The organism is Enterobacter sp. UPMP2052, from assembly GCF_053709675.1.
On sequence record NZ_JBSKJR010000001.1, the window covers coordinates 1,353,839 to 1,377,736 of the forward strand.

At 56.0% G+C, this 23,898-nt stretch carries 24 protein-coding genes; 17 read left to right on the top strand and 7 right to left on the bottom strand.

Going from position 1 to position 23,898, the window contains the following annotated elements; translation table 11 throughout:
* Positions 1-90 precede the first annotated feature (90 nt).
* Complete coding sequence (locus ACWKX3_RS06225; RefSeq protein WP_006174973.1) at positions 91-1,617, top strand: YdgA family protein; 1,527 nt, start codon at positions 91-93, stop codon at positions 1,615-1,617.
* A gap of 89 nt (positions 1,618-1,706) precedes the next feature.
* Here the strand turns inward: ACWKX3_RS06225 and ACWKX3_RS06230 are convergent, their stop codons facing one another.
* A complete protein-coding gene (locus ACWKX3_RS06230; RefSeq protein WP_006174972.1) occupies positions 1,707-2,735 on the bottom strand; it encodes a Mal regulon transcriptional regulator MalI in 1,029 nt (342 codons plus the stop codon).
* Positions 2,736-2,912: 177 nt separating this feature from the next.
* On the opposite strand from ACWKX3_RS06230, the gene malX reads away from it, so the two are divergent.
* From malX to add, 3 genes are all read left to right on the top strand, one after another.
* The gene (gene malX, locus ACWKX3_RS06235) at positions 2,913-4,505 is read left to right on the top strand and encodes a maltose/glucose-specific PTS transporter subunit IIBC (protein ID WP_454541467.1); all 1,593 of its coding nucleotides are present in this window, start codon (positions 2,913-2,915) and stop codon (positions 4,503-4,505) included.
* Between the two features lie 47 nt (positions 4,506-4,552).
* Complete coding sequence (locus ACWKX3_RS06240) at positions 4,553-5,725, top strand: MalY/PatB family protein (RefSeq protein ID WP_454541468.1); 1,173 nt, start codon at positions 4,553-4,555, stop codon at positions 5,723-5,725.
* Positions 5,726-5,822: 97 nt separating this feature from the next.
* Complete coding sequence (gene add / locus ACWKX3_RS06245; RefSeq protein ID WP_454541469.1) at positions 5,823-6,824, top strand: adenosine deaminase; 1,002 nt, start codon at positions 5,823-5,825, stop codon at positions 6,822-6,824.
* A 44-nt stretch (positions 6,825-6,868) separates the two neighbouring features.
* Here add and ACWKX3_RS06250 read toward each other — a convergent pair whose 3' ends face one another.
* Positions 6,869-7,909 (bottom strand): oxidoreductase, encoded by a 1,041-nt coding sequence (locus tag ACWKX3_RS06250; protein WP_153688471.1) that lies wholly within the window; start codon positions 7,907-7,909, stop codon positions 6,869-6,871.
* Between the two features lie 242 nt (positions 7,910-8,151).
* On the opposite strand from ACWKX3_RS06250, the gene blr reads away from it, so the two are divergent.
* The 12 genes from blr (at position 8,152) to gstA (ending at position 18,353) form a co-directional block, all read left to right on the top strand.
* A complete protein-coding gene (gene blr, locus ACWKX3_RS06255; RefSeq protein WP_171007377.1) occupies positions 8,152-8,277 on the top strand; it encodes a division septum protein Blr in 126 nt (41 codons plus the stop codon).
* A gap of 232 nt (positions 8,278-8,509) precedes the next feature.
* On the top strand, positions 8,510-8,725 hold the full coding sequence (ydgT, locus tag ACWKX3_RS06260; protein WP_006174966.1) for a transcription modulator YdgT: 216 nt from the start codon (positions 8,510-8,512) through the stop codon (positions 8,723-8,725).
* 86 nt (positions 8,726-8,811) lie between these two features.
* On the top strand, positions 8,812-9,252 hold the full coding sequence (locus ACWKX3_RS06265; protein WP_006174965.1) for a DUF2569 domain-containing protein: 441 nt from the start codon (positions 8,812-8,814) through the stop codon (positions 9,250-9,252).
* A gap of 76 nt (positions 9,253-9,328) precedes the next feature.
* The gene (gene rsxA / locus ACWKX3_RS06270; RefSeq protein WP_006174964.1) at positions 9,329-9,910 is read left to right on the top strand and encodes an electron transport complex subunit RsxA; all 582 of its coding nucleotides are present in this window, start codon (positions 9,329-9,331) and stop codon (positions 9,908-9,910) included.
* The gene (gene rsxB, locus ACWKX3_RS06275; RefSeq protein WP_101737819.1) at positions 9,910-10,488 is read left to right on the top strand and encodes an electron transport complex subunit RsxB; all 579 of its coding nucleotides are present in this window, start codon (positions 9,910-9,912) and stop codon (positions 10,486-10,488) included. Before rsxA ends, rsxB begins: the two co-directional genes overlap by 1 nt.
* The gene (gene rsxC, locus ACWKX3_RS06280; protein WP_454541470.1) at positions 10,481-12,517 is read left to right on the top strand and encodes an electron transport complex subunit RsxC; all 2,037 of its coding nucleotides are present in this window, start codon (positions 10,481-10,483) and stop codon (positions 12,515-12,517) included. Before rsxB ends, rsxC begins: the two co-directional genes overlap by 8 nt.
* Entirely contained in the window at positions 12,518-13,570 is a 1,053-nt protein-coding gene (gene rsxD, locus ACWKX3_RS06285; protein ID WP_006174961.1) for an electron transport complex subunit RsxD, read from the top strand.
* Between the two features lie 10 nt (positions 13,571-13,580).
* Positions 13,581-14,201 (top strand): electron transport complex subunit RsxG, encoded by a 621-nt coding sequence (rsxG, locus tag ACWKX3_RS06290; protein WP_454541471.1) that lies wholly within the window; start codon positions 13,581-13,583, stop codon positions 14,199-14,201.
* 2 nt (positions 14,202-14,203) lie between these two features.
* Positions 14,204-14,890 carry an electron transport complex subunit E gene (locus tag ACWKX3_RS06295; RefSeq protein ID WP_058608927.1) on the top strand — a complete coding sequence of 229 codons (687 nt, stop codon included), beginning with the start codon at positions 14,204-14,206 and terminating at the stop codon, positions 14,888-14,890.
* Positions 14,887-15,522, top strand: coding sequence for an endonuclease III (gene nth / locus ACWKX3_RS06300; protein WP_006174958.1), 636 nt, complete (start codon positions 14,887-14,889; stop codon positions 15,520-15,522). Before ACWKX3_RS06295 ends, nth begins: the two co-directional genes overlap by 4 nt.
* A gap of 611 nt (positions 15,523-16,133) precedes the next feature.
* Entirely contained in the window at positions 16,134-17,642 is a 1,509-nt protein-coding gene (gene dtpA / locus ACWKX3_RS06305; protein ID WP_058608928.1) for a dipeptide/tripeptide permease DtpA, read from the top strand.
* A gap of 105 nt (positions 17,643-17,747) precedes the next feature.
* Positions 17,748-18,353 (top strand): glutathione transferase GstA, encoded by a 606-nt coding sequence (gene gstA, locus ACWKX3_RS06310; protein WP_006174955.1) that lies wholly within the window; start codon positions 17,748-17,750, stop codon positions 18,351-18,353.
* An 86-nt stretch (positions 18,354-18,439) separates the two neighbouring features.
* On the opposite strand, the gene pdxY is transcribed toward gstA, so the two are convergent.
* From pdxY to anmK, 5 genes are all read right to left on the bottom strand, one after another.
* The gene (pdxY, locus tag ACWKX3_RS06315) at positions 18,440-19,300 is read right to left on the bottom strand and encodes a pyridoxal kinase PdxY (RefSeq protein ID WP_236347059.1); all 861 of its coding nucleotides are present in this window, start codon (positions 19,298-19,300) and stop codon (positions 18,440-18,442) included.
* Positions 19,301-19,370: 70 nt separating this feature from the next.
* Positions 19,371-20,645 (bottom strand): tyrosine--tRNA ligase, encoded by a 1,275-nt coding sequence (gene tyrS, locus ACWKX3_RS06320; protein WP_454541472.1) that lies wholly within the window; start codon positions 20,643-20,645, stop codon positions 19,371-19,373.
* A gap of 125 nt (positions 20,646-20,770) precedes the next feature.
* On the bottom strand, positions 20,771-21,427 hold the full coding sequence (gene pdxH, locus ACWKX3_RS06325; RefSeq protein WP_006174952.1) for a pyridoxamine 5'-phosphate oxidase: 657 nt from the start codon (positions 21,425-21,427) through the stop codon (positions 20,771-20,773).
* Between the two features lie 57 nt (positions 21,428-21,484).
* On the bottom strand, positions 21,485-21,808 hold the full coding sequence (mliC, locus tag ACWKX3_RS06330) for a C-type lysozyme inhibitor (RefSeq protein ID WP_236347060.1): 324 nt from the start codon (positions 21,806-21,808) through the stop codon (positions 21,485-21,487).
* A 94-nt stretch (positions 21,809-21,902) separates the two neighbouring features.
* The gene (anmK, locus tag ACWKX3_RS06335) at positions 21,903-23,027 is read right to left on the bottom strand and encodes an anhydro-N-acetylmuramic acid kinase (protein ID WP_454541473.1); all 1,125 of its coding nucleotides are present in this window, start codon (positions 23,025-23,027) and stop codon (positions 21,903-21,905) included.
* Positions 23,028-23,280: 253 nt separating this feature from the next.
* Here anmK and slyB point away from each other — a divergent pair, with 253 nt between their 5' ends.
* Complete coding sequence (gene slyB / locus ACWKX3_RS06340; RefSeq protein WP_042319672.1) at positions 23,281-23,748, top strand: outer membrane lipoprotein SlyB; 468 nt, start codon at positions 23,281-23,283, stop codon at positions 23,746-23,748.
* Positions 23,749-23,898: the final 150 nt, after the last annotated feature.

Sequence of the window (23,898 nt, forward strand, 5' to 3'; positions counted from 1 at the left end):
GAATTTTTTAACAACTCTTGCTAAGCTAGTAACAGGCGTTGTATCACCAGGCGGTTTTCACCGCCTGGTTTCATTTTAGGGATAATCGCAATGAAAAAATCGGTCGTAGCGGTAGGAGTGATTGTAGCTTTAGGCGTGATCTGGACGGGAGCTTCCTGGTATACCGGGAAACAACTGGAAAGCCGTCTGGCAGAGATGATGGCCCAGGCAAACAGCGAGATTAAGCGCAGTGCACCTGAGGCAGGCCTGGAGCTGAGCTATCAGGACTATAAGCGTGGCGTCTTTACCAGCCATATGCAGGTGGTCGTGAAGCCGGTTGCCGGTAACCAGAACGCCTGGCTGAAACCGGGTCAAAGCGTCGTGCTGGACGAAGTGGTCAGCCACGGTCCCTTCCCGCTGGCGCAGTTGAAGACGTTTAATTTGATCCCATCCATGGCATCAGCACGAACCGTACTGGTTAATAATGAGGTGACGAAACCGCTGTTTGATATGGCGAAAAACACCTCTCCGTTTGAGATCAATACCCGCATCAGCTATGCCGGAGACACCCGCTCCGATATCGATCTGAAAGCGCTGAACTATGAAAAAGGCACCGATAAAGTTGCCTTTAGCGGCGGTAATTTCCAGCTTGATGCCGATCGTGACGGTAAGAATGTCTCCCTGACCGGGGATGCAGAAAGCGGCCTGGTGAATTCCGTCAATGAATACAACCAGAAGGTCCAGCTTACTTTCAATAACCTGAAAGCCAGCGGCAACAGCCGGATGACCGATTTTGATGAGCGCATTGGCGACCAGAAACTGAGCCTTGATAAAATCGCCATTGCGGTTGAAGGCAAAGAGATGGCCGTGCTGGAAGGCATGGATCTGGACGGCAAATCCGATGTGTCTAAAGACGGCAAAAGCATCAATACGCAGCTGGACTACAGCCTGAAAAGCCTGAAAGTGCAGAATCAGGATCTGGGCACCGGAAAACTGTCGCTGAAAATCGGCAATATTGACGGTCAGGCGTGGCACGAATTTAGCCAGAAATACAGCAAAGAGAGCCAGGCCCTGCTGAGCGATGCTGCGCTGCAACAGAATCCGCAGGCTTACCAGCAGCAGGCGATGACGGTGCTGTTTAATAACCTGCCGATCCTGCTGAAAGGCGAACCGGTAATCACCGTTGCGCCACTAAGCTGGAAAAATGGCAAAGGCGAGACCAACTTCAATCTGTCGCTGTTCCTGAAAGATCCGGCCACCGCGACGGGTGAAGTACAGACGCTGGCGCAGGAAGTGGATCGCAGCGTGAAGTCACTCGACAGCAAGCTGACAATCCCGATGGATATGGCTACCGAGTTTATGACGCAAATTGCGAAGCTCGAAGGCTACGGCGAGGACGATGCGGGCAAACTGGCTAACCAGCAGGTGAAAGGTCTGGCGGCAATGGGCCAGATGTTCCGTATCACGAAGGTGGAGGACAATACCATTTCCACCAGCCTGCAGTACGCGAACGGCCAGGTCACCCTCAACGGCAACAAAATGCCGCTGGAGGACTTTGTGGGTATGTTTGGTATGCCGACGCTGGGTATGCCTGAACCGGCTGCGCCAGCGCCCGCTCCGGCGGTACCGCAGCAGTAAATGTCAAAACCCCTCGCATGAGGGGTTTTTTCTTGCCGGATGACGCCTGCGCCTCAACCGGCCTGTGGATCCGGGCCGTGCAAGCGAAACTACTTCGCCGTCACCAGCCGCGCCGCCACAATCTGGTGTCCGGCCTGGACATCGGTATTTTCGATGCGCTGCATGATTCTGTCCGCCAGGGTATAACCCATCTCACGCGCAGGCGTTGTGGCCCAGACAATCGGCAGATCGTCGAGTGCGTTCTCCCCGACATCCGCAAAGGCCCCCAGCGCCACCTGATGCCCAAAGAACGTTTCAACACCGCCCTCACCGCTCTGACGACCGGCGCGGATCAGGCCGAACCAGGCACCCATCGCAATCACATCGTTATAGCAAATCACGGCGCTAATGGTTGGGTTACTGCGCAGCAGCGTCCCCATCGCTTCCGCCGCTCGCTTTTGGCTGGATTCGCACTCCACGACCCACTCGCTGTGGAACGGCAATCCGTATTTGATGAGTGTAGCGCAGTAGCCGCCGACCCGCTCGGCACGCGTCAGGGACGAACTTTTACCGCCCAGCCACGCGATACGCTGGTGTCCACGGCGGATAAGATGTTCGGTCAGCATTTGTGCCGCCTGCATGTTGTCCGGGCGCAGCGTATCCGCCTCATCAAGATAACTTGCTCGCGAGGCAATCACCAGCGGAACGCCTTTTTCGGCGGCGCGCTCGCACAATTCACTGCCCACGCCCGATGCGCCCGCGACGATCACCCCATCAACGCCCTGGGTCAGCAGCATGTCGAGCCTGGAGAGCAGCTGTTCTGGCTCGCGCCCGCCGTGAAGCAAAAAGACCATCCGCCCCTGCGCCTCAAGCGCTTCGGTTAGACCGGCGGTCAACTCGGCGTAAAACGGCGAGGTCAGGTCACGCACGATCAAACCAATCACCCCGCTTTGCCCTCCGCGCAGCGCCGAGGCCTGGCGGTTACGCACAAACCCGAGCTGCTCAACGGCCTCGTTGACGCGCTGACCCGTCGCAGACGAGATGCGACCTTTCCCGCTCAGCACCAGTGAAACGGTACTCACGGAAACGCCCGCCGCGAGCGCGACATCGTTGATGGTGACTTTTTTCGCTACAGCCATGGGTTGGCGAAACTCCCTGAAATGAGATCGGTAAAACGTTTTATCAATACATTATCTTTATACTACCAGCTAAAGCCTGAGAATGTGATTTAGCGCGCACAAAAATTTGATAAAACGTTTTATCTTCTCGCAGCATTGAAGCAGGTCATCTTATTTTTATCATTAAGGAGTCGTTTTATGACGGCGAAAGCAGCACAAAAAATATCGCTGTGGGAATTTTTCCAGCAACTGGGTAAAACCTTTATGCTGCCCGTGGCACTTCTCTCTTTCTGCGGGATTATGCTCGGGATCGGCAGCTCGCTCAGCAGTCACGATGTGATCACGCTGATCCCCTTCCTTGGCAATCCTGTGCTGCAGGCGATCTTCATCTGGATGAGCAAGGTCGGCTCCTTCGCGTTCAGCTTCCTGCCGGTGATGTTCTGTATTGCCATCCCTCTCGGCCTGGCGCGTGAAAACAAAGGCGTTGCGGCATTCGCAGGCTTTGTCGGCTATGCGGTGATGAACCTTGCGGTTAACTTCTGGCTGACCGCGAAAGGCATTCTGCCTACCACCGACGCTGCGGTACTGAAAGCGAACAACATTCAGAGCGTGATCGGCATTCAGTCCATCGATACCGGGATCCTCGGTGCGGTCATTGCGGGCGTGATCATCTGGATGCTGCATGAACGCTTCCACAATATCCGTCTGCCTGATGCCCTGGCGTTCTTCGGCGGTACGCGCTTTGTTCCGATTATCACCCTCGTCGTCATGGGTCTGTTTGGCCTGATTATTCCGCTGATTTGGCCGGTCTTCGCGATGGGCATCACCGGCATTGGCCGCATCATTAACGGCGCGGGTGATTTTGGACCGATGATCTTCGGTACCGGTGAGCGCCTGCTGCTGCCGTTTGGCCTGCAGCACATCCTCGTGGCTCTGATTCGCTTTACCGAAGCGGGCGGCACCATGGACGTGTGCGGACATGACGTTAGCGGCGCGCTGACCATCTTCCAGGCGCAGCTGAGCTGCCCGACGACGCACGGTTTTTCTGAGAGCGCCACGCGCTTCCTGTCACAGGGTAAAATGCCTGCCTTCCTGGGCGGCCTGCCTGGTGCTGCGCTGGCGATGTACCACTGCGCACGCCCGGAAAATCGTCATAAAATTAAAGGCCTGCTGATCTCCGGCGTGATCGCCTGCGTTGTTGGCGGTACCACCGAGCCACTCGAATTCCTGTTCCTCTTCGTCGCGCCGGTGCTGTATCTCATTCACGCCGTGCTGACGGGTCTTGGCTTCACCGTGATGGCCGTGCTGGGCGTGACCATTGGTAACACCGACGGCAACGTTATTGATTTCGTGGTGTTCGGTATTCTGCACGGTCTGTCCACCAAGTGGTATCTGGTACCGGTGGTGGCAGCCATCTGGTTCGTTGTGTACTACGGTATCTTCCGCTTCTCCATCACCCGCTTTAACCTGAAAACACCGGGCCGCGATACGGATAACGCCACCAGCGTTGAACAGGCGGTCGCGGGCACCGTGGGCAAATCCGGCTATAACACCCCTGCCATTCTGGCGGCGCTGGGCGGTGCGGATAACGTCACCTCGCTGGATAACTGCATCACCCGTCTGCGTTTGTCGGTGGCGGATATGTCCAAAGTCGACACCAACGCATTGAAAGCCAACCGGGCGATTGGCGTGGTACAGTTAAATCAGCACAATTTGCAGGTGGTTATCGGCCCGCAGGTCCAGTCCGTGAAAGACGAACTGGCTACCCTTATGCGGACAGTCGAAGCGTAATGCCAACCCCCTCTGCGTGAGGGGGTTTTACTTTGAGGATCGACGTTATGTTTGATTTTTCTACCGTCGTGGATCGCCACGGCACCTGGTGTACTCAGTGGGATTATGTTGCCGACCGTTTCGGGGCCGCGGACCTGCTGCCGTTCACCATCTCGGATATGGATTTCGCCACGGCGCCCTGCATTACCGACGCACTGCATCAGCGCATCAACCATGGCGTGTTTGGCTACAGCCGCTGGAAGAATGATGAATTTCTGGCCGCCGTGGCTCACTGGTTCCGGCAGCGTTTTAACAGCCAGATCGACACTGATACCCTTGTGTATGGCCCGTCGGTCATTTACATGGTGTCGGAGCTAATTCGTATCTGGTCTCACGCCGGAGACGGCGTGGTTGTACATACCCCCGCCTACGATGCGTTTTATAAAGCAATTGAAGGTAACCAGCGCCGCGTTGTGCCTGTCGCCATGCAAAAAACGCCAGAGGGCTGGCAGGGCGATATGGCTGCGCTGGAAGCGGCGCTGTCCCAGCCGCAAAACAAAATACTGCTGCTGTGCAGCCCGCAGAACCCGACCGGTAAGGTGTGGACGCGCGACGAACTGGCCCACATGGCGGATCTCTGCGCGCGCTATGACGTGGCGGTGATTAGCGATGAAATCCACATGGATATGGTCTGGGGCGAAAATCGTCATACGCCGTGGAACGAGGTCGCTCGCGGAAAATGGGCATTGCTGACCTCAGGCTCGAAAAGCTTCAACATTCCGGCACTGACCGGCGCTTACGGCCTGATAGGTGACGATTTCAGCCGGGAGGCTTATCTCAGCGCGCTAAAAGGCCGGGATGGACTCTCTTCCCCTTCGGTGCTGGCCCTGACCGCGCACATTGCAGCGTACCAGCAGGGTGAACCCTGGCTTGACGCGTTGCGCAGCTATCTTGAGCAAAACCTGCACTATGTCGCGCAGGAATTGCACCGCGCATTTCCGAATTTAGGCTGGCAGCCGCCCGACGCAACCTATCTCGCCTGGATCGACTTGCGTCCACTGGCTATTGATGAACACGCACTGCAAAAGGTGCTGATCGAGCAGCAAAAAGTCGCCATCATGCCGGGATATACCTATGGCGAAGAGGGCAAAGGATTCGTGCGCCTCAATGCCGGTTGTTCACGCAGCAAGCTGGAGCAAGGCGTTCAGCGGCTGATCAACGGCATCCGATCTCTGCGGTAATTGGTTTGCGCAACGGAATTTTCCCTTGCGCAAATAGCTTTTTACCCCGTTTTGTTTTTATAATGTGTCGCACTTTAACCAGAAAAAGAGTGCGACCATGATTGATACACACCTGCCATTAACTGATATTCATCGTCACCTTGACGGTAACATTCGTGCCCAAACCATCCTCGATCTTGGCCGCCAGTACAATTTAACCCTTCCCGCCCACACGCTTGACGCGTTGATCCCGCACGTGCAGGTCACCTCAAACGAACCTGACCTGGTGAGCTTCCTGAGCAAACTGGACTGGGGGGTGAAAATGCTGGCCTCGCTGGACGCCTGTCGCCGTGTGGCATTTGAAAACATTGAAGACGCCGCCCGCAACGGCCTGCACTATGTCGAACTGCGCTTTTCGCCGGGCTATATGGCCATGACCCACGGCCTGCCCGTTGACGGTGTGGTTGAAGCCGTTATTGCTGGCGTCCAGGAAGGCTGTAAAGCCTTTGATGTCCAGGCTCGTCTGATTGGCATCATGAGCCGTACCTTTGGGGAAGCCGCCTGTCTGCAGGAACTGGACGCGTTGCTGGCGCATCGTGACCAGATCACCGCCATCGATCTGGCCGGTGATGAGCTGGGCTTCCCCGGCAGCCTGTTCCTCTCCCACTTTAACCGTGCGCGCGATGCGGGCTGGCACATTACGGTTCACGCGGGTGAAGCAGCGGGCCCGGAAAGTATCTGGCAGGCTATTCGCGAGCTGGGCGCAGAGCGTATTGGTCATGGTGTGAAAGCCGTTGAAGACCGTGCTCTGATGGATTTCCTTGCTGAGCAGCGCATCGGGATTGAATCCTGTCTGACGTCCAACATCCAGACCAGCACCGTGGCGACGCTGGCGCACCATCCGCTGAAAACCTTCCTTGAGCACGGCGTGCTGGCCTCGCTGAACACCGATGACCCGGCGGTACAGGGTGTCGATATCATTCACGAATACTCGGTCGCCGCCCCACAGGCTGGCCTCAGCCGCGACCAGATCCGTCAGGCCCAGATTAACGGACTGGAAATGGCCTTCCTGACACAGGAAGAGAAGCAGGCGCTGCGCGATAAAGTGGCGCACGCGTAAGCCCTCTGCCGGGCAGCGCTGACGCGTGCCCGGCCAACAAAACATTATGCCAGACAGAGCGTTGCGCGATGTTTGGCAGATTCCATTCCCAGCTCGATCAGCTCCATAATTTGTATCGCCTGGCTCGCCGGCACCGGATTCTCGCCGTTGCCGTTTAACGCATCGCGGATGGCCGCGTAATATGCCGGATAGTTACCGGGCAGCGTCAGCAGGGTCTCTTCCACCAGCGCTTCCCCTTCCACGCGGCTCAGCACACCATCGCGCATATCGTAGCCCCAGTCCTCCTGCGGTAACCGCTCGCCGTTTTTGAGGCGTTCTTCCTGCGGATCCAGACCAAATTTAACGTAGCTTCCCCGCGTGCCATGAACGATATAGCGTGCAGACTCCGCCGCCGCCAGCATAGTGGCGTGAAGAATGACACGGCGCTGCGGGTAGCTAAGAATGGCATGAAAGTAATCTGTGGTCTGCGCGCCTGGCCGGAGCTGCGCCAGATCGACGGTCATGCTCACAGGCAGGCCAAAGAGATTCACCGCCTGATCGAGCAGGTGCGGAGCCAGATCGTACCAGATGCCGCTCCCCGGCCCCGCCTGCTCGCGCCAGCGGTCACGCACCTGAGGGCGAAAACGATCGAAGTGGGATTCAAACGAGGCGATTTCCCCAAGCGTGCCTTCCGCGATCAGCGCTTTGACGGTGAGGAAATCACTGTCCCAGCGGCGGTTATGAAACACCGACAGTAGCCGCCCGAGGCTGCGCGCAAGCGCGTCCAGCTCTCGCGCCTGTGACAACGTCACGGTGAAGGGTTTATCCACCACCACGTGCTTACCCGCGTCAAGCGCGGCTTTTGCCAGTGGGAAGTGGGTATCGTTTGGCGTGGGAATTACGATTAAATCGATATTGGGGTCATTAAACAGATGCTTAGGCTCAGAAACCACCGGTACCACAGGCCAGTCGGCATTCACTTTGGCTGCATCGCTGCTTGAGATTGCCGCCAGGGACATGCCGGGCGTACCGGCTATCAGCGGCGCGTGAAATGTTTTACTCGCGTACCCATACCCAATAAGGCCGACACGGATGTTTTCACTCATAGTGCTACCCTCTCACGTCATGAACGTATTTCACACTGGCTTTATGCGCGTCCGGCAGCGTAATTCCGTATCCCTTCACTAAAAATAGCATCCTGTGCCGGTAGTCTTTGTTAAATAAATGTAACCTAATGAGAGTGGATACGGGAACGATACCCAAACCCCTTGCCGACTCGCATGACGCGCTGTAACATTCGTCATCTGTATTTAAGGATAAATTACAAACGCGAATTATGACGTCAATTATTAATCGAATCATTGAATTAGCAGGATGGATTGTCCTGGGGGTTTCGGTCATTTTGCTCGGCGTTGCCAGCCACATTGATAACTACCAGCCTCCGGAGCCTGTCGCTGCCGTGCAACCGAAGTAGCCTGCCCGCCCGCCGGTGAGTGACATAATGTGTCAGTGGCATATTGCCAGCCGTGGTGAACAAGGTTAACCTCTCTTCCAGGCATCATCTGATGCCTGATTCTTTCTTTAAAGAAAACTCCTAATTTCGTCGCATTACCTGAGTGGGCAGTTTACGTCTTTATTAATCCGTTTATTATCCGAACGAATTACCTTCAGAGGTATTACTCACTTTTATATGGAAACTTATTAAAATGACAGTTCAGGACTATTTATTAAAATTTCGCAAAATCAATTCGCTTGAGAGCCTGGAAAAACTGTTTGACCATTTGAACTACACGCTGTCAGATAATCAGGAAATCATCAATATGTACCGCGCAGCCGATCACCGTCGTGCTGAACTGGTCTCCGGCGGCCGTCTCTTTAACGTCGGCGAAGTGCCTAAGTCGGTATGGCGTTACGTACTATAAGAAGGTAGCCATCCGCGCGAAATGTTATATACTCTCCGCCCTGCAAATCTCTGTAGAACATTTCGCGCAAACTCATCGGAGAGAACATGACCGCATCGGCTGGTGAAAAAATTGGAGGCTGGTTAATCGCCCCCCTGGCATGGCTGCTGGTTGCCTTATTAAGCGCCTCGCTGGCGCTGCTGCTTTATACCACTGCACTGATTACGCCTCATGCCATTCAGACCCTGATGTCGCAAAGTGTGCTTAATATTACCCTGTGGTTCGTGTCGTTCGTTTTCGCAATTGCCATGTGGTACTACACGCTGTGGCTGACCATTGCCTTCTTTAAGCGTCGTCAGAGTGTGCCCAAACACTACATTATCTGGCTGCTCATTTCCGTGCTGCTGGCGATCAAAGCCTTTGCTTTTTCACCGGTTTCCGACGCGCTGGCGGTTCGCCAGTTGCTCTTTCCGCTTTTGGCGGCGGCGCTACTGGTTCCCTATTTCAAGCGTTCAGCGCGTGTGAAAAAAACCTTCGTTAACCCGTAATAACCTTACAGTTAACCTGTTGTCGCCCGTTGTGGATTATTCGATAATAGGCGGCTTTTTTATTTCAGGCTAAATAATGACCGATTACTTACTGCTCTTTGTCGGCACTGTGCTGGTTAACAACTTCGTCCTGGTGAAGTTTCTGGGCCTGTGTCCGTTTATGGGGGTGTCCAAAAAACTGGAGACCGCAATGGGTATGGGGCTGGCGACGACCTTCGTCATGACCCTGGCGTCGATTTGTGCCTGGTGGATTGACACCTGGATCCTCATTCCGCTGGGACTGACCTATCTGCGCACCCTGGCCTTTATTCTGGTCATCGCGGTGGTGGTGCAATTTACCGAAATGGTGGTGCGTAAAACCAGCCCGGCGCTGTATCGCCTGCTGGGCATCTTCCTGCCGCTGATCACCACGAACTGCGCGGTGCTCGGCGTGGCGTTGCTGAACATCAACCTCGGTCATAACTTTATGCAATCGGCGCTGTATGGATTCTCTGCCGCGGTCGGTTTCTCCCTGGTGATGGTATTGTTCGCGTCCATTCGCGAGCGCCTGGCAGCCGCAGATATTCCCGCGCCTTTTCGCGGTAACTCGATTGCGCTGGTCACGGCGGGTTTAATGTCTTTAGCCTTTATGGGCTTCAGTGGTCTGGTGAAGTTGTAATGAATGCTATCTGGATTGCCATCGCCTCAATCAGCGTGCTGGGACTGGTGTTTGGCGTCATTCTGGGGTATGCCTCCCGCCGTTTTGCGGTTGAGGACGACCCGGTTGTCGAAAAAATTGATGAGCTGCTGCCGCAGAGTCAGTGCGGGCAATGCGGCTATCCCGGCTGCCGCCCGTATGCTGAGGCGGTTGGCGTTCAGGGTGAAAAGATTAACCGCTGCGCGCCGGGTGGCGAAGCCGTGATGCTGAAAATCGCTGCCCTGCTTAATGTCGATCCGCAACCGGTGGACGGCGATGCCGACGTGCAGGAGCCGGTGCGCGCGCTGGCGGTGATTGACGAAGCCAACTGCATCGGCTGCACCAAATGTATTCAGGCCTGTCCTGTGGACGCCATTGTCGGTGCCACCCGCGCCATGCACACCGTGGTAGCGGATCTGTGCACCGGCTGCAACCTCTGCGTGGCCCCCTGCCCGACGCAGTGCATAGAACTACGTCCGGTTGAAACGACTACCGAAAACTGGAAATGGGATCTTCAAACCATTCCGGTTCGCATTATTCCTGTGGAACACCATGCTTAAGTTATTCTCCGCGTTCAGAAAAGAGAAGATTTGGGACTTTGATGGCGGTATCCATCCGCCAGAGATGAAAACCCAGTCTAACGGCACGCCGCTGCGTCAAATTCCGCTGGCGACGCGCTACGTCATGCCGCTGAAACAACATATCGGCGCTGAGGGTGAACTCTGCGTCAAAGAGGGCGATCGCGTCCTGCGCGGCCAGCCGCTGACCTTTGGTCGCGGGCGCATGTTGCCCGTTCACGCCCCGACCTCCGGTACCGTGGTGTCGATTGCTCCGCATACCGTTGCGCATCCTTCTGCCTTGTCTGAGCTGAGCGTAATCATCGACGCTGACGGGGAAGATCGCTGGATCGACCGTGAAGGCTGGAGCGATTACCGTGCCCAGAGCCGGGAGGCGCTGATTGAACGTATCCATCAGTTCGGCGTGGCCGGGCTGGGCGGCGCGGGTTTCCCGACGGGGACCAAACTGCGCGGCGGCGGCGACAAAATCGAAACACTCATTATTAACGCCGCAGAGTGTGAACCCTACATTACCGCCGACGATCGTCTGATGCAGGACTGTGCCGCGCAGGTTGTGGAAGGCATTCGCATCCTTGCGCATATTCTGCAGCCGCGCGACGTCCTAATTGGCATCGAAGATAACAAACCGCAGGCCATTTCCATGCTGCGGGCGGTGCTGGCGGGAAGCCACGACATCGGCCTTCGCGTTATCCCGACCAAGTATCCTTCTGGCGGGGCTAAGCAGCTCACCCAGATCCTGACCGGCAAACAGGTTCCCCACGGCGGACGTTCATCGGACATCGGCGTGTTGATGCAGAACGTCGGCACGGCCTACGCGGTTAAACGCGCGGTGATTGACGGTGAGCCATTGACCGAACGCGTGGTCACCCTGACCGGTGAATCCGTCTCCCGTCCGGGCAACGTCTGGGCGCGTCTGGGCACACCGGTACGCCATCTGCTTGACCATGCCGGCTTCTGTCCGGGTAGCGATCAGATGGTGATCATGGGCGGCCCGCTGATGGGCTTTACTCTGCCGTGGCTGGACGTCCCGGTGGTCAAAATTACCAACTGCCTGCTGGCGCCCTCCTCCACCGAGATGGGCGAGGAGCAGGAAGAAAAAGGCTGCATTCGCTGTAGCGCCTGTGCAGATGCCTGTCCGGCCGATCTGCTGCCGCAGCAGCTGTACTGGTACAGCAAAGGCCAACTGCACGATAAAGCCAAAGCCCACAATTTGGCAGACTGCATTGAGTGCGGTGCCTGCGCCTGGGTCTGCCCGAGCAATATCCCGCTGGTGCAATATTTCCGTCAGGAGAAGGCCGAGATCTACGCCATCTCCATGGAAGACAAACGCGCCGCTGAAGCCAAAGCGCGCTTCGAGGCTCGTCAGGCACGTCTGGAGCGTGAAAAAGCGGCGCGCCAGGAACGCCATAAACAAGCCGCCGTGCAGCCCGCCGAGACGGATCGGGACGCAATCGCCGCCGCGCTGGCCCGCGTGCGGGAGAAAAAAGCTCACGCCGCCGAGACGATTGAAATCCCGGCAGGTGCGAAACCGGATAACAGCGACGCGATTGCCGCCCGTGAAGCGCGTAAAGCCGAAGCCCGCGCGCGTCAGGCTGAAAAAGCTAAGCAGGCAGAGCCCGCTGGTGAAATCGACCCGCGTAAAGCCGCGGTTGAGGCCGCCATCGCGCGAGCAAAAGCCCGTGCGCGTCAGGCTGAGAACGTGCAACCGGCAGAACCTGCGGTTGAGGTTGACCCGCGTAAAGCCGCGGTTGAAGCCGCTATTGCACGAGCAAAAGCCCGTAAAGCAGCCCAGTCCAGCGTCGTGATTGAGCCAGAGGCTGTCGATCCGCGTAAGGCGGCGGTTGAAGCGGCTATCGCGCGTGCTAAGGCGCGCAAAGCCGCACAACAGGCCGCACAACAGGAAGAACAGACCGTCGCTGCAAATGACGATCCACGCAAAGCCGCAGTCGCCGCCGCGATTGCCCGTGTTCAGGCGAAGAAAGCCGCACAGCAAGCAGTTAACGAGGATTAAATGGTTTTCAGAATCGCAAGTTCCCCCTATACCCACAACCAGCGCCAGACCTCGCGCATCATGATGCTGGTGTGCCTGGCGGCACTGCCGGGTATCGCCGTCCAGCTGTGGTTTTTCGGCTGGGGGACGCTTATCCAGTTAGCGCTCGGCTGTGCCAGTGCCCTGGCGGCTGAAGGTCTGGTGCTGAAGCTGCGTAAAAAAGAGGTGAGCCGCATTCTGGCCGACAACTCGGCGCTTTTAACCGGCCTGCTGCTTGCGATCAGTATTCCGCCGTTTGCGCCGTGGTGGATGGTAGTGCTGGGCACGGTCTTCGCCGTGATCATTGCTAAACAGCTCTATGGCGGGCTAGGCCATAACCCGTTTAACCCGGCGATGATCGGCTATGTGGTTCTGCTGATCTCCTTCCCGGTGCAGATGACGAGCTGGCTGCCGCCGCAGGAGATCGCGGCCACGGTGCCCGGCTTTATGGATGCCCTGCACGTTATCTTTACCGGACACACCGCGCTCGGCGCGGACATGAACGTGTTGCGCATCGGCGTGGACGGCATTAGCCAGGCGACGCCGCTCGACACCTTCAAAACGTCCCTGCACGCCGGGCACAGCGTGGATCAGATTATGAAGTCCGCCATTTTCAGCGGTATGCTGGCTGGCGCGGGCTGGCAGTGGGTCAACCTTGCGTACCTGCTGGGTGGCCTGTTCCTGCTGCAGCAAAAAGCCATTCGCTGGCATATTCCGGTCAGCTTCCTCGTGACGCTGGCGGTCTGTGCGACCCTGGGCTGGGTGTTCTCTCCTGAGTCGCTGGCAAGCCCGCAGATGCATCTGCTCTCCGGCGCAACCATGCTGGGTGCGTTCTTCATCCTGACCGATCCGGTCACCGCCTCCACCACCAACCGTGGCCGCCTGATCTTCGGCGCGCTAGCCGGGCTGCTGGTCTGGCTGATCCGCAGTTTTGGCGGCTATCCGGACGGTGTCGCCTTCGCCGTGCTGTTAGCCAATATTACCGTTCCGCTCATCGACTATTACACGCGTCCGCGCGTGTACGGCCATCGCTAAGGGTTTCGCCATGCTGAAAACTATGCAAAAACACGGCGTTACGCTGGCTGTTTTCGCCGCCGTGCTGACAGGCCTGACCGCGCTGGTCAATACCCTGACCAAAACCACCATTGATGAGCAGTCGACGAAGCAGCAGAAAGCGCTTTTTGACCAGGTGATCCCCTCTGACTTCTATGATAATAACCTGCAGCAAAGCTGCTTCCTGGTGCAGGTTCCGCAGCTCGGCAAAGGGACGCATCGCGTCTTTATCGCCCGAAAAGGTGATAAACCGGTGGGCGCGGTGATGGAAGCCACGGCGCCGGACGGTTATTCTGGCGCGATACAGCTGCTGGTCGGTACTGACTTCACGGGCACCGTGCTGGGAACGCGCGTGACGGAACATCACGAAACGCCGGGCCTGGGGGATAAAATCGAGCCTCGTCTGAGCGACTGGATATTGCATTTTGCCGGTAAAGTGATTCATGGCGAGAATGACGCAGCCTTTGCGGTGAAAAAAGACGGCGGCGAATTTGACCAGTTCACGGGCGCGACCATTACCCCCCGCGCCGTGGTCAACGCCGTAAAACGTGCCGGGCTGTACGCGGAAACGCTGCCTGCGCAACTTGACAATCTTCCGGCCTGTGAGGAGTAAACATGAGTCAGGTTAAAGAGGTTATCGTCCAGGGTCTCTGGAAGAACAACTCCGCATTGGTTCAGCTGCTTGGGATGTGCCCGCTGCTGGCGGTGACATCCACCGCAACCAACGCCCTTGGCCTGGGGCTGGCGACCACGCTGGTGCTGACCCTGACCAACCTGTCCATCTCTGCGCTGCGCCGCTGGACGCCCACGGAAATTCGCATTCCGATTTACGTGATGATCATCGCCTCGGTGGTGAGCATTGTGCAGATGCTGATTAACGCCTATGCCTTCGGACTGTATCAGTCCCTGGGGATCTTTATTCCGCTTATCGTCACCAACTGCATCGTTGTGGGCCGCGCAGAAGCCTTTGCCGTGAAAAACACCCCGGCGATGTCTGCCCTGGATGGCTTTGCCATCGGCATGGGCGCGACCGGCGCGATGTTCGTCCTGGGCTCCCTGCGTGAAATTCTGGGCAACGGGACGCTGTTCGACGGTGCGGATGCGCTGCTGGGCGGCTGGGCAAAAGCGCTACGCATTGAGGTCTTCCATACGGATACCCCCTTCCTGCTGGCGATGCTGCCACCAGGTGCTTTTATTGGCCTTGGCATGATGCTGGCGATAAAATACCTGATTGATGAAAAACGTAAACGCCGCGCGGCCGAGCGCAGCGTGCAGGAAGGGATACCCGAGAAGGCTTCATGAATAAAGAGAAACGCATTGCGATCCTGACTCGTCTGCGGAATGAAAACCCTCATCCGACGACGGAGCTTAACTTTACCTCACCCTTTGAGCTGCTGATCGCCGTACTGCTCTCTGCGCAGGCCACCGACGTGAGCGTCAACAAAGCCACGGCCCTGCTCTACCCCGTCGCTAATACGCCTGAAGCCATGCTTGCGCTCGGCGTCGAGGGGGTTAAATCCTATATCAAGACAATCGGGCTGTTTAACAGCAAAGCCGAGAACGTAATCAAAACCTGCCGGATTTTACTGGAACAGCACGGTGGGGAAGTCCCTGAAGATCGCGCTGCGCTGGAGGCCCTGCCCGGTGTCGGGCGCAAGACGGCTAACGTGGTGCTTAATACCGCGTTTGGCTGGCCGACTATCGCCGTGGATACCCATATTTTCCGCGTCTCAAACCGCACCAACTTCGCGCCCGGTAAGAACGTTGAGCAGGTCGAAGAGAAATTGCTCAAAGTGGTACCGGCAGAATTTAAGGTGGACTGCCACCACTGGTTAATTTTGCATGGGCGCTATACCTGCATTGCCCGTAAGCCCCGCTGCGGCTCGTGCATCATTGAAGATCTTTGCGAATACAAAGAAAAAGTCTACGCCTGACGCGCTCACCACATTCTTCTGCCATTCAATACCTTATAAAAGGAAGGTGTACTAGTAACCTTCCTTTTGACCGAAATTTGTTCGCCGTTGACCGCAACGTGCCGGGCGATCCTTCGGTGATTTAACACTCAAACAGGTTAATTGTTTTTTCATCACCAAAAATTTCTATACATCTGTGATCGGGATCACTCTGATAACGTCATGTTGGATTTTTGTTGTTAAAAGCCCGGCAAACCCTTAGCCAGACAAGATTTAACCACCCCAACGCCGCAGATAAGACCAGTCATTTTTCAGAATATGGGCTATATCACTGCCTGAAAGGGCAAATAGCAGAACATATCGCCATACAGCCGATTTCCGGGGCTAAAGGTAGTGAAAAAAACCAACAAAACTCATCGAAAGAAATTTAACGCTGAATAACATTTGCCTGACCCGCTGATTATAGGGCTTCAGTTATATGTAACAGAGTATTACAAACGTATTGCCAGAAGGCCGCGGATAGTGAACATTACCCGCCGTTTCCCCTCCCAATATAACTATAAAGCGGATGGACCACGGTCATCACGCTATGAACACCCCCGTTAATATGGGATGTAAAAAAAGAGGTATATGTGTCGACTGCAAACAATAAACCAACTGAAGAAAGCGTGAGCCTGAACGCTTTTAAACAACCTAAAGCGTTCTATCTCATCTTCTCCATTGAGTTATGGGAGCGTTTTGGTTTCTACGGCCTGCAAGGGATCATGGCGGTCTACCTGGTTAAACAACTGGGTATGTCAGAAGCCGATTCCATCACGCTGTTCTCTTCATTCAGCGCACTGGTGTACGGTCTGGTCGCGGTAGGCGGCTGGCTGGGTGATAAAGTGCTTGGCACCAAACGTGTCATCATGCTGGGCGCTATCGTTCTGGCGATTGGCTATGGGCTGGTTGCATGGTCTGGTCATGACGCCGCGGTTGTGTATATGGGTATGGCGACCATCGCCGTGGGTAACGGTTTGTTCAAAGCGAACCCGTCTTCCCTGCTCTCAACCTGCTACAACAAAGATGATCCGCGTCTGGACGGTGCATTCACCATGTACTACATGTCCATCAACATCGGTTCCTTCTTCTCTATGCTGGCAACACCGTGGCTGGCTGCTAAGTTTGGCTGGAGCGTCGCGTTCGCACTGAGCTTCGTGGGTATGTTGATCACCGTGGTGAACTTCCTGTTCTGCCGCAGCTGGGTTAAAAACAACGGTTCCAAACCTGACTTCGAACCTCTGCACATGGGCAAACTGCTGGCGACCATCGTAGGTGTTGTCGTCCTCGTGGCAATCGCGACCTGGCTGCTGCATAACCAGACCATCGCTCGCGGCGTTCTGGGATTAGTTGCGCTGGGTATCGTCTGTATCTTCGCGAAAGAAGCCTTCGCCATGCACGGTGCTGCGCGTCGTAAGATGATTGTGGCCTTCATTCTGATGCTGCAGGCGATTATCTTCTTCGTTCTGTACATGCAGATGCCAACCTCTTTGAACTTCTTCGCCATCCGTAACGTTGAGCACGCTATTCTGGGCATCGCGTTTGAGCCGGAGCAGTTCCAGGCGCTGAACCCGTTCTGGATCATGATTGGCTCCCCGATTCTGGCGGCTATCTATAACAAGATGGGCGACCGTCTGCCAATGCCGCACAAGTTTGCCATCGGTATGCTGCTGTGCTCCGGTGCCTTCCTGGTGCTGCCACTGGGTACCAAGTTTGCCACCGACGCGGGTATCGTCTCTGTCAGCTGGCTGATCCTGAGCTACGCGCTGCAGTCTGTCGGTGAGCTGATGATCTCCGGTCTGGGCCTGGCAATGGTTGCACAACTGGTTCCACAGCGTCTGATGGGCTTCATCATGGGTAGCTGGTTCCTGACCACCGCGGGCGCAGCACTGATCGCCGGTAAGATTGCTAACCTGATGGCCGTGCCGGAGAACGTGACCGACCCACTGATGTCCCTGAACGTCTATGGCACCGTGTTCATGCAGATTGGTATCGCCACGGGCGTTATCGCCGTGCTGATGCTGATGACAGCGCCTAAGCTGAATCGTATGACTCAGGACGACGACAACGACGCTAAAGCGAGCAAGACCGCTGCCGTGTAATGTCATCGGGAAACGACTGAATAAAAGCCGCTAATGCATTAGCGGCTTTTTTTTTATCCAATCGCGCACTAACATAGCTGGAACCTCAGCGAAAAGGAGTTACCGATGAAACTGTTCTACAAACCGGGCGCCTGCTCTCTTGCTTCCCATATCACCCTGCGCGAAAGCGGCAAGGATTTCACGCTTGATGGCGTCGACCTGATGAAGAAGCGCCTGGAAAATGGCGATGACTATTTTGCCATTAACCCGAAGGGACAAGTTCCGGCTCTGCTGCTGGATGACGGTACGTTGCTCACCGAGGGCGTGGCGATTATGCAGTTCCTCGCAGACAATGTGCCCGACCGCCAGCTCCTTGCTCCGACCGGCAGCATTGCCCGTTATAAGACGCTGGAGTGGCTGAACTATATCGCTACCGAGCTGCACAAAGGCTTTACTCCGCTGTTCCGCCCGGATACGCCGGAAGAGTACAAACCTACCGTGCGCGCGCTGCTGGAGAAAAAGCTGCAGTACATTAACGACTCGCTAAAAGACGATCAGTGGATTTCCGGTGCCCGTTTCACCATTGCCGATGCGTATCTGTTCACCGTTCTGCGCTGGGCGCGCGCAGTGAAGCTGAATATGGATGGCTTAGACCATGTTGCGGCGTATATGACGCGCGTGGCGGAGCGTCCGGCGGTTGCCGCGGCGCTGAAAGCAGAAGGGTTGAACTGACCGGGCGGTTTGTGTTGCCGGGTGGCGCTCACGCTCACCCGGCCTACAACTTCATGCGCAGCGCCGCCGGGCGATGATTGCGATGATTATAAGCGAGTGGCGCTGAAGTAGTGCTCAGGCTTCGCAATACGCTCCTGCGCCGCCACAACCTGTAATTCGTACTCATGCATGTCTTTGGTGGCAATCATAATTTCATACACGGCTGCAGTGACATGCTCAAGTGCATCGCGCAGGGTTGCGCCCTGCAGCAGTTTCACCAGCAGTAAACCGCTGGTCACGTCCCCCACCCCAACCGGCTGACGCGCGCCGAAATCGACCAGCGGTCGGCTGATGTGCCAGGCGTCATCCCTTGTCACCAGCAGCATTTCAAAACGGTCCTGGCTTATCCCTGCGCGTGCGAGGTGCTTCACCAGGACAATCTCCGGCCCCTGAGCAATCAGTTCGCGGGACGCACTTACCGCCTCGTCGACGCTATTGACCGGGTGCTCACAGAGGATCTCCAGTTCGAGCAGGTTTGGGGCGATGATATCGCTCGCCGGTAACGCGTGGCGCACGTGAAACTCCGCCACGCCGGGCGCGACGATGCAGCCTTTCTCAGGATGCCCCATCACCGGATCGCAGAAATACTTTGCTGACGGGTTCGCAGCTTTGACCTGGCGTACGATGCCAAGGATGTGCTCACCCTGCTCTGCGGAGCCAAGATAGCCGCTCAGCACGGCGTCACAGCGCTTGAGCTGGTGGATATCAGCAATGCCCTGCACGATCTCCGTCAGATGGGAAGGCGGCATCACGCAGCCGGTCCATTTGCCGTATTGCGTATGATTAGAAAACTGAACGGTATTAAGGGGCCAGACGTTGGCACCGAGGCGGCGCATGGGGAATTCCGCAGCGCTGTTACCCGCATGTCCAAAAACAACGTGGGACTGAATGGCGAGGATATTCTTCAATTTTTGCTTACCACTACCCTGAACAAACAAAAGGGGCGTGGTTTCCCACGCCCCTGGCGACATTTTTTAATTACTTCCAGCACACCAGACAGTAGTTTTTCTTACCGCGACGCAGCAGCGTGTAGCGGCCATACAGACGGTCCCCTTCAACGAAGGTGTATTCCGGGTCGGCCTGTTTTTCGCCGTTAATGGTGATGGCGTTAGAGGCGATGGTTTTACGTGCCTGGCCGCGGGACGGCTGTAGCTCGGAATCCACCAGCGCCTGCATCAGGTCTGCACCTTTTTCCATCTCAACCATCGGCACGCCATCCTGCGCCAGCTGTTCGAAGTCCGCTTCGCTTAAATCGCTCAGGGTGCCGTTGAACAGGCTTGCCGTAATGCGTTTTGCGGCCGCCAGACCTTCTTCGCCATGAACCAGTTTGGTCACTTCGTCCGCCAGCACGTACTGCGCGCGTGGCGCTTTACCGCTGTTTTTGTCTTCTTCTTCAAGCGCATTGATTGCCTCAATGTCCATGAAGGTGAAGAATTTCAGGAAACGATACACGTCGGCGTCGGCGGTGTTGATCCAGAACTGATAGAACTTGTACGGGCTGGTTTTCTTCGGATCGAGCCATACCGCGCCGCCTTCGGTTTTACCAAATTTGGTGCCGTCGGCTTTAGTGATCAGCGGTACGGTCAGGCCAAAGACCTGATTCTGATGCAGACGACGGGTCAAATCGATACCGGAGGTGATGTTCCCCCACTGGTCGGAACCGCCAATTTGCAATGCCACGCCGTGCAGTTTGTTCAGGCAGGCAAAGTCATAGCCCTGCAGCAGGTTGTAGGAAAACTCGGTAAAGGAGATGCCCTGATCGTCACGATTCAGACGCTGCTTCACCGCTTCTTTGTTTATCATCTGGTTAACAGAGAAGTGTTTGCCGATGTCGCGCAGGAAGGTCAGCACGTTCATGCCGCCAAACCAGTCAAAGTTATTCGCGGCAATGGCGGCGTTGTCACCACAGTTGAAGTCGAGGAAAGGGGCTACCTGTTTGCGGATTTTATCCACCCACTCCTGCACCGTGTCTTCAGTGTTCAGTTTACGCTCAGCGGCTTTAAAGCTTGGGTCGCCAATCAGACCGGTCGCGCCGCCCACCAGTGCGACCGGCTTGTGGCCCGCCATCTGGAAGCGTTTCAGGCATAACAAGGGAACAAGATGCCCCAAATGCAAGCTGTCAGCGGTGGGATCGAAGCCGCAATAGAGCGCGATCGGGCCTTGCGCCAGTCGCTCTGCTAACGCTTCTTCGTCCGTCACCTGGGCCACGAGGCCCCGCTCTTGCAATTGTTTAATCAAGTTACTGCTTGCCATCAAATTCTCCATGTATAAACGACTGCACCTTTGCCGGTACACGACTTTTCGCCTGGTGCGAAAGGAACATAGAATAAAGCGCTGGCGCACGTTGCGCTAGCGCTTAAAACAACAAATTTCGGGGTTTAGGGTGCCAGTCTGTCAATTTTCCAGCCGTTGCTCTCGCGCTGGTATAAAAAGCGGTCGTGCAGGCGATGCTCGCCCCCCTGCCAGAATTCCATCTGTTCGATGGGGATGCGGAACCCGCCCCAGAAGCTCGGTAACGGCACTTCGCCCTGCTGGAATTTCTGTTTTAACTCGAGGAATTTGCTTTCAAGCACGCCGCGCGCCGAAATGCGGCTGGACTGCTTAGAGACCCACGCGCCAATCTGGCTGTCGCGCGGACGGCTGTGGAAATACTTCACCACCTCCAGCGTCGAGAGGCGTTCGACTTTACCGGTGACCATCACCTGACGCTCCAGCATGTGCCAGGGGAACAACAGGCTAATACGGGGATTGCGTTCGAGATGGTGCGCCTTGCGGCTGCCAAGATTGGTATAGAACACCAGCCCTTTTTCATCATAATGCTTGAGTAACACGATGCGCTGGTAAGGCTGGCCGTTTTCATCAACCGTGGCAACAACCATGGCCGTGGGGTCAGCGAGCTTAGCCTCGCAGGCCTGTTTCAGCCAGCGCTCAAAAAGCGCCAGCGGTTCAGCGGGAAGATCCTGGCGGCGAAGACCGCCTTTGGTGTATTCACGGCGCAGGTGCGCAATTTGCTGCAGTTCGTCGTTATCTGACATGGCGTTAGCTGAAATAGACTTAGGGTGGCGCTATTGTGCGCCGCCCCTGTGAAAATCTCAACGCTTCGGATTTTCTAACTGGCAATTGTTCAGCACGATACGGTCGCGTTTATAGACCGTGGCGCTGTCACCTTTCGACCAGAAGACATAGATCCCGTCGGTATAGCGAGCGCCAGAGGCCGACATGCCCTGCTTGAGGGTCAGGAGTTTATTGTCATAAACAAAGCTCGCTTCCTGACGCGGGTTGTTCAGCTTCACGGTGAGCGGTTTTTCATCACAGCGATACTCCAGCGTATCGGTCTGCATGCGTTCAACGAACTGGTTATAGGCACTGCATCCTGCAAGTAAAAAAGGCAGAGTAATAAGAAGAAGTTTTTTCATGGCGTGTTCCGTCGACTTTTCTGATCCCGGAGGGCGTTATCACCCTCCGGCTTTTCGTCATATTCTAACGGCTGGCCGCGGCACTGAAATTCAGTTAACTCTGATTATGACGAGGATTTGCGGGGTAAATCGCCCCCAGCACGCTGGCTTCACGCGCGCCGGTGACGGACGGTAAATTGCCCGGCAGGCCGGCAACGGTACGCCACGCAAGCCAGGCGAAGGCCAGTGCTTCCATATCATCCCCGCTGATCCCGGCCTCATCCGTGGTCGAGACTTCGGTGCCTGGCAACAACCCGGCGAGACGTGCCATCACCAGCGGGTTACGGCTGCCACCGCCGCACACCAGCAGTCGCTCGCATCCGCCGCTGAGCATGACCTGTTCAGATATCGAGACAGCGGTCAACTCCACCAGCGTGGTCTGGACGTCCTGCGCGGACAGCGCCGGGAACGGCGCCAGCTGGCACTCCAGCCAGCCATAGTTGAAATATTCACGGCCGGTGCTTTTAGGCGCAGGAAGCGAAAAATAGGGATCGCTTAACATGGATTGCAGGAGCGGCAGGACAACTTTACCTTCGCTCGCCCACTGCGCGTCCTTGTCGTAGGGTTTGCCGCACTGACGCCAGATCCAAGCATCCATTAGCATATTGCCCGGCCCCGTATCGTACCCGCGCACCGGCTGGCCCGGGATCAGCATCGACAGGTTGGCGATCCCGCCAATGTTGAGCACCATCCGTCGTTCGCTGGGGTGTGCCAGCAGCGCCTGATGGAAAGCCGGAACCAGCGGCGCGCCCTGCCCGCCAAGGGCAATATCCCGTCGACGAAAATCGCCCACAACCGTGACGCCGGTTTTCGCTACGATCTGGTTGTTATCGCCAATTTGCAGGGTATGCGGCGCGTCGCCGGTCGGTTCATGCCACACCGTCTGACCGTGGCAGCCAATCGCCACGATATCCTGCGGCTGCAGGTTTTCCTTGTGCATAAGCGCCAGAACAGCATCCGCGAACAGCGATCCCAGGCGGACATCCAGTTGCCCAAGCTGTGACAACGTCAGTTGCTGGCCCTGACAGATGTTCAGGATGTCCTCTTTCAGCGAGACGGGGATCGGCCAGGTCAGGCTTGCCTGCTGGGCCACCATGTTTTCATCTATCGCGGCCAGAACGACATCAACACCATCAAGACTGGTGCCTGACATCACGCCTATGTATCGACCCGATTTCATGCGCTTTCCTTAGGTTGCGTGGTCTTAGGATAAATACTCAACCACAATCCGGGGGGCTTTTCTATGCGGCGATAATATTTTTTAACAATGTCAGACACGTACCACAGAGATTTTTGTTTATGTCTCGTTAAGCCAATTTCAAGTACACTTTTCTTATTGTGCATACAAAGTTATGAACGTTGGCCTCTTATGCCATATAATTTAGCCATTACGGATGCCCGAACCGGGCGTTGTTGGTGAACAGGAGATTCAAATGATTTTACGTGTACTGGGCGTTTCGCTGATTGGTTTAACACTGGCTGGTTGTGTGAATGACAGTTCACTCTCTGGCGACGTTTATAGCGCGTCTGAAGCTAAACAGGTGCAGAACGTCACCTACGGTACGATTGTCAATGCACGTCCTGTACAGATCCAGGGTGGTGATGACAGCAATGTCGTCGGTGCAATCGGCGGTGCCGTTCTGGGTGGTTTCCTGGGTAACACCATCGGTGGCGGGACAGGTCGTTCACTGGCCACCGCGGCGGGTGCTGTTGCCGGTGGCGTAGCAGGCCAGGGCGTTCAGGGTGCCATGAACAAAACCCAGGGTGTTGAACTGGAAATCCGTAAAGATGACGGTAACACCATCATGGTTGTGCAGAAGCAAGGCAGCACCCGCTTTTCTGCAGGCCAGCGCGTCGTGATTGCCAGCAACGGCAGCCAGGTGACCGTTTCTCCACGTTAATTTAATAAAGGATACGGTCTACAGGCCGTATCCTTTATCTCACATGAATATCTGTCATCCGTTTTAATTGCAAAAACATATTCATCTTATTCATAATTACTTCCCATAATATATTGCTCCTGCGCAAAGTAATTTGCGCATATCATCGCT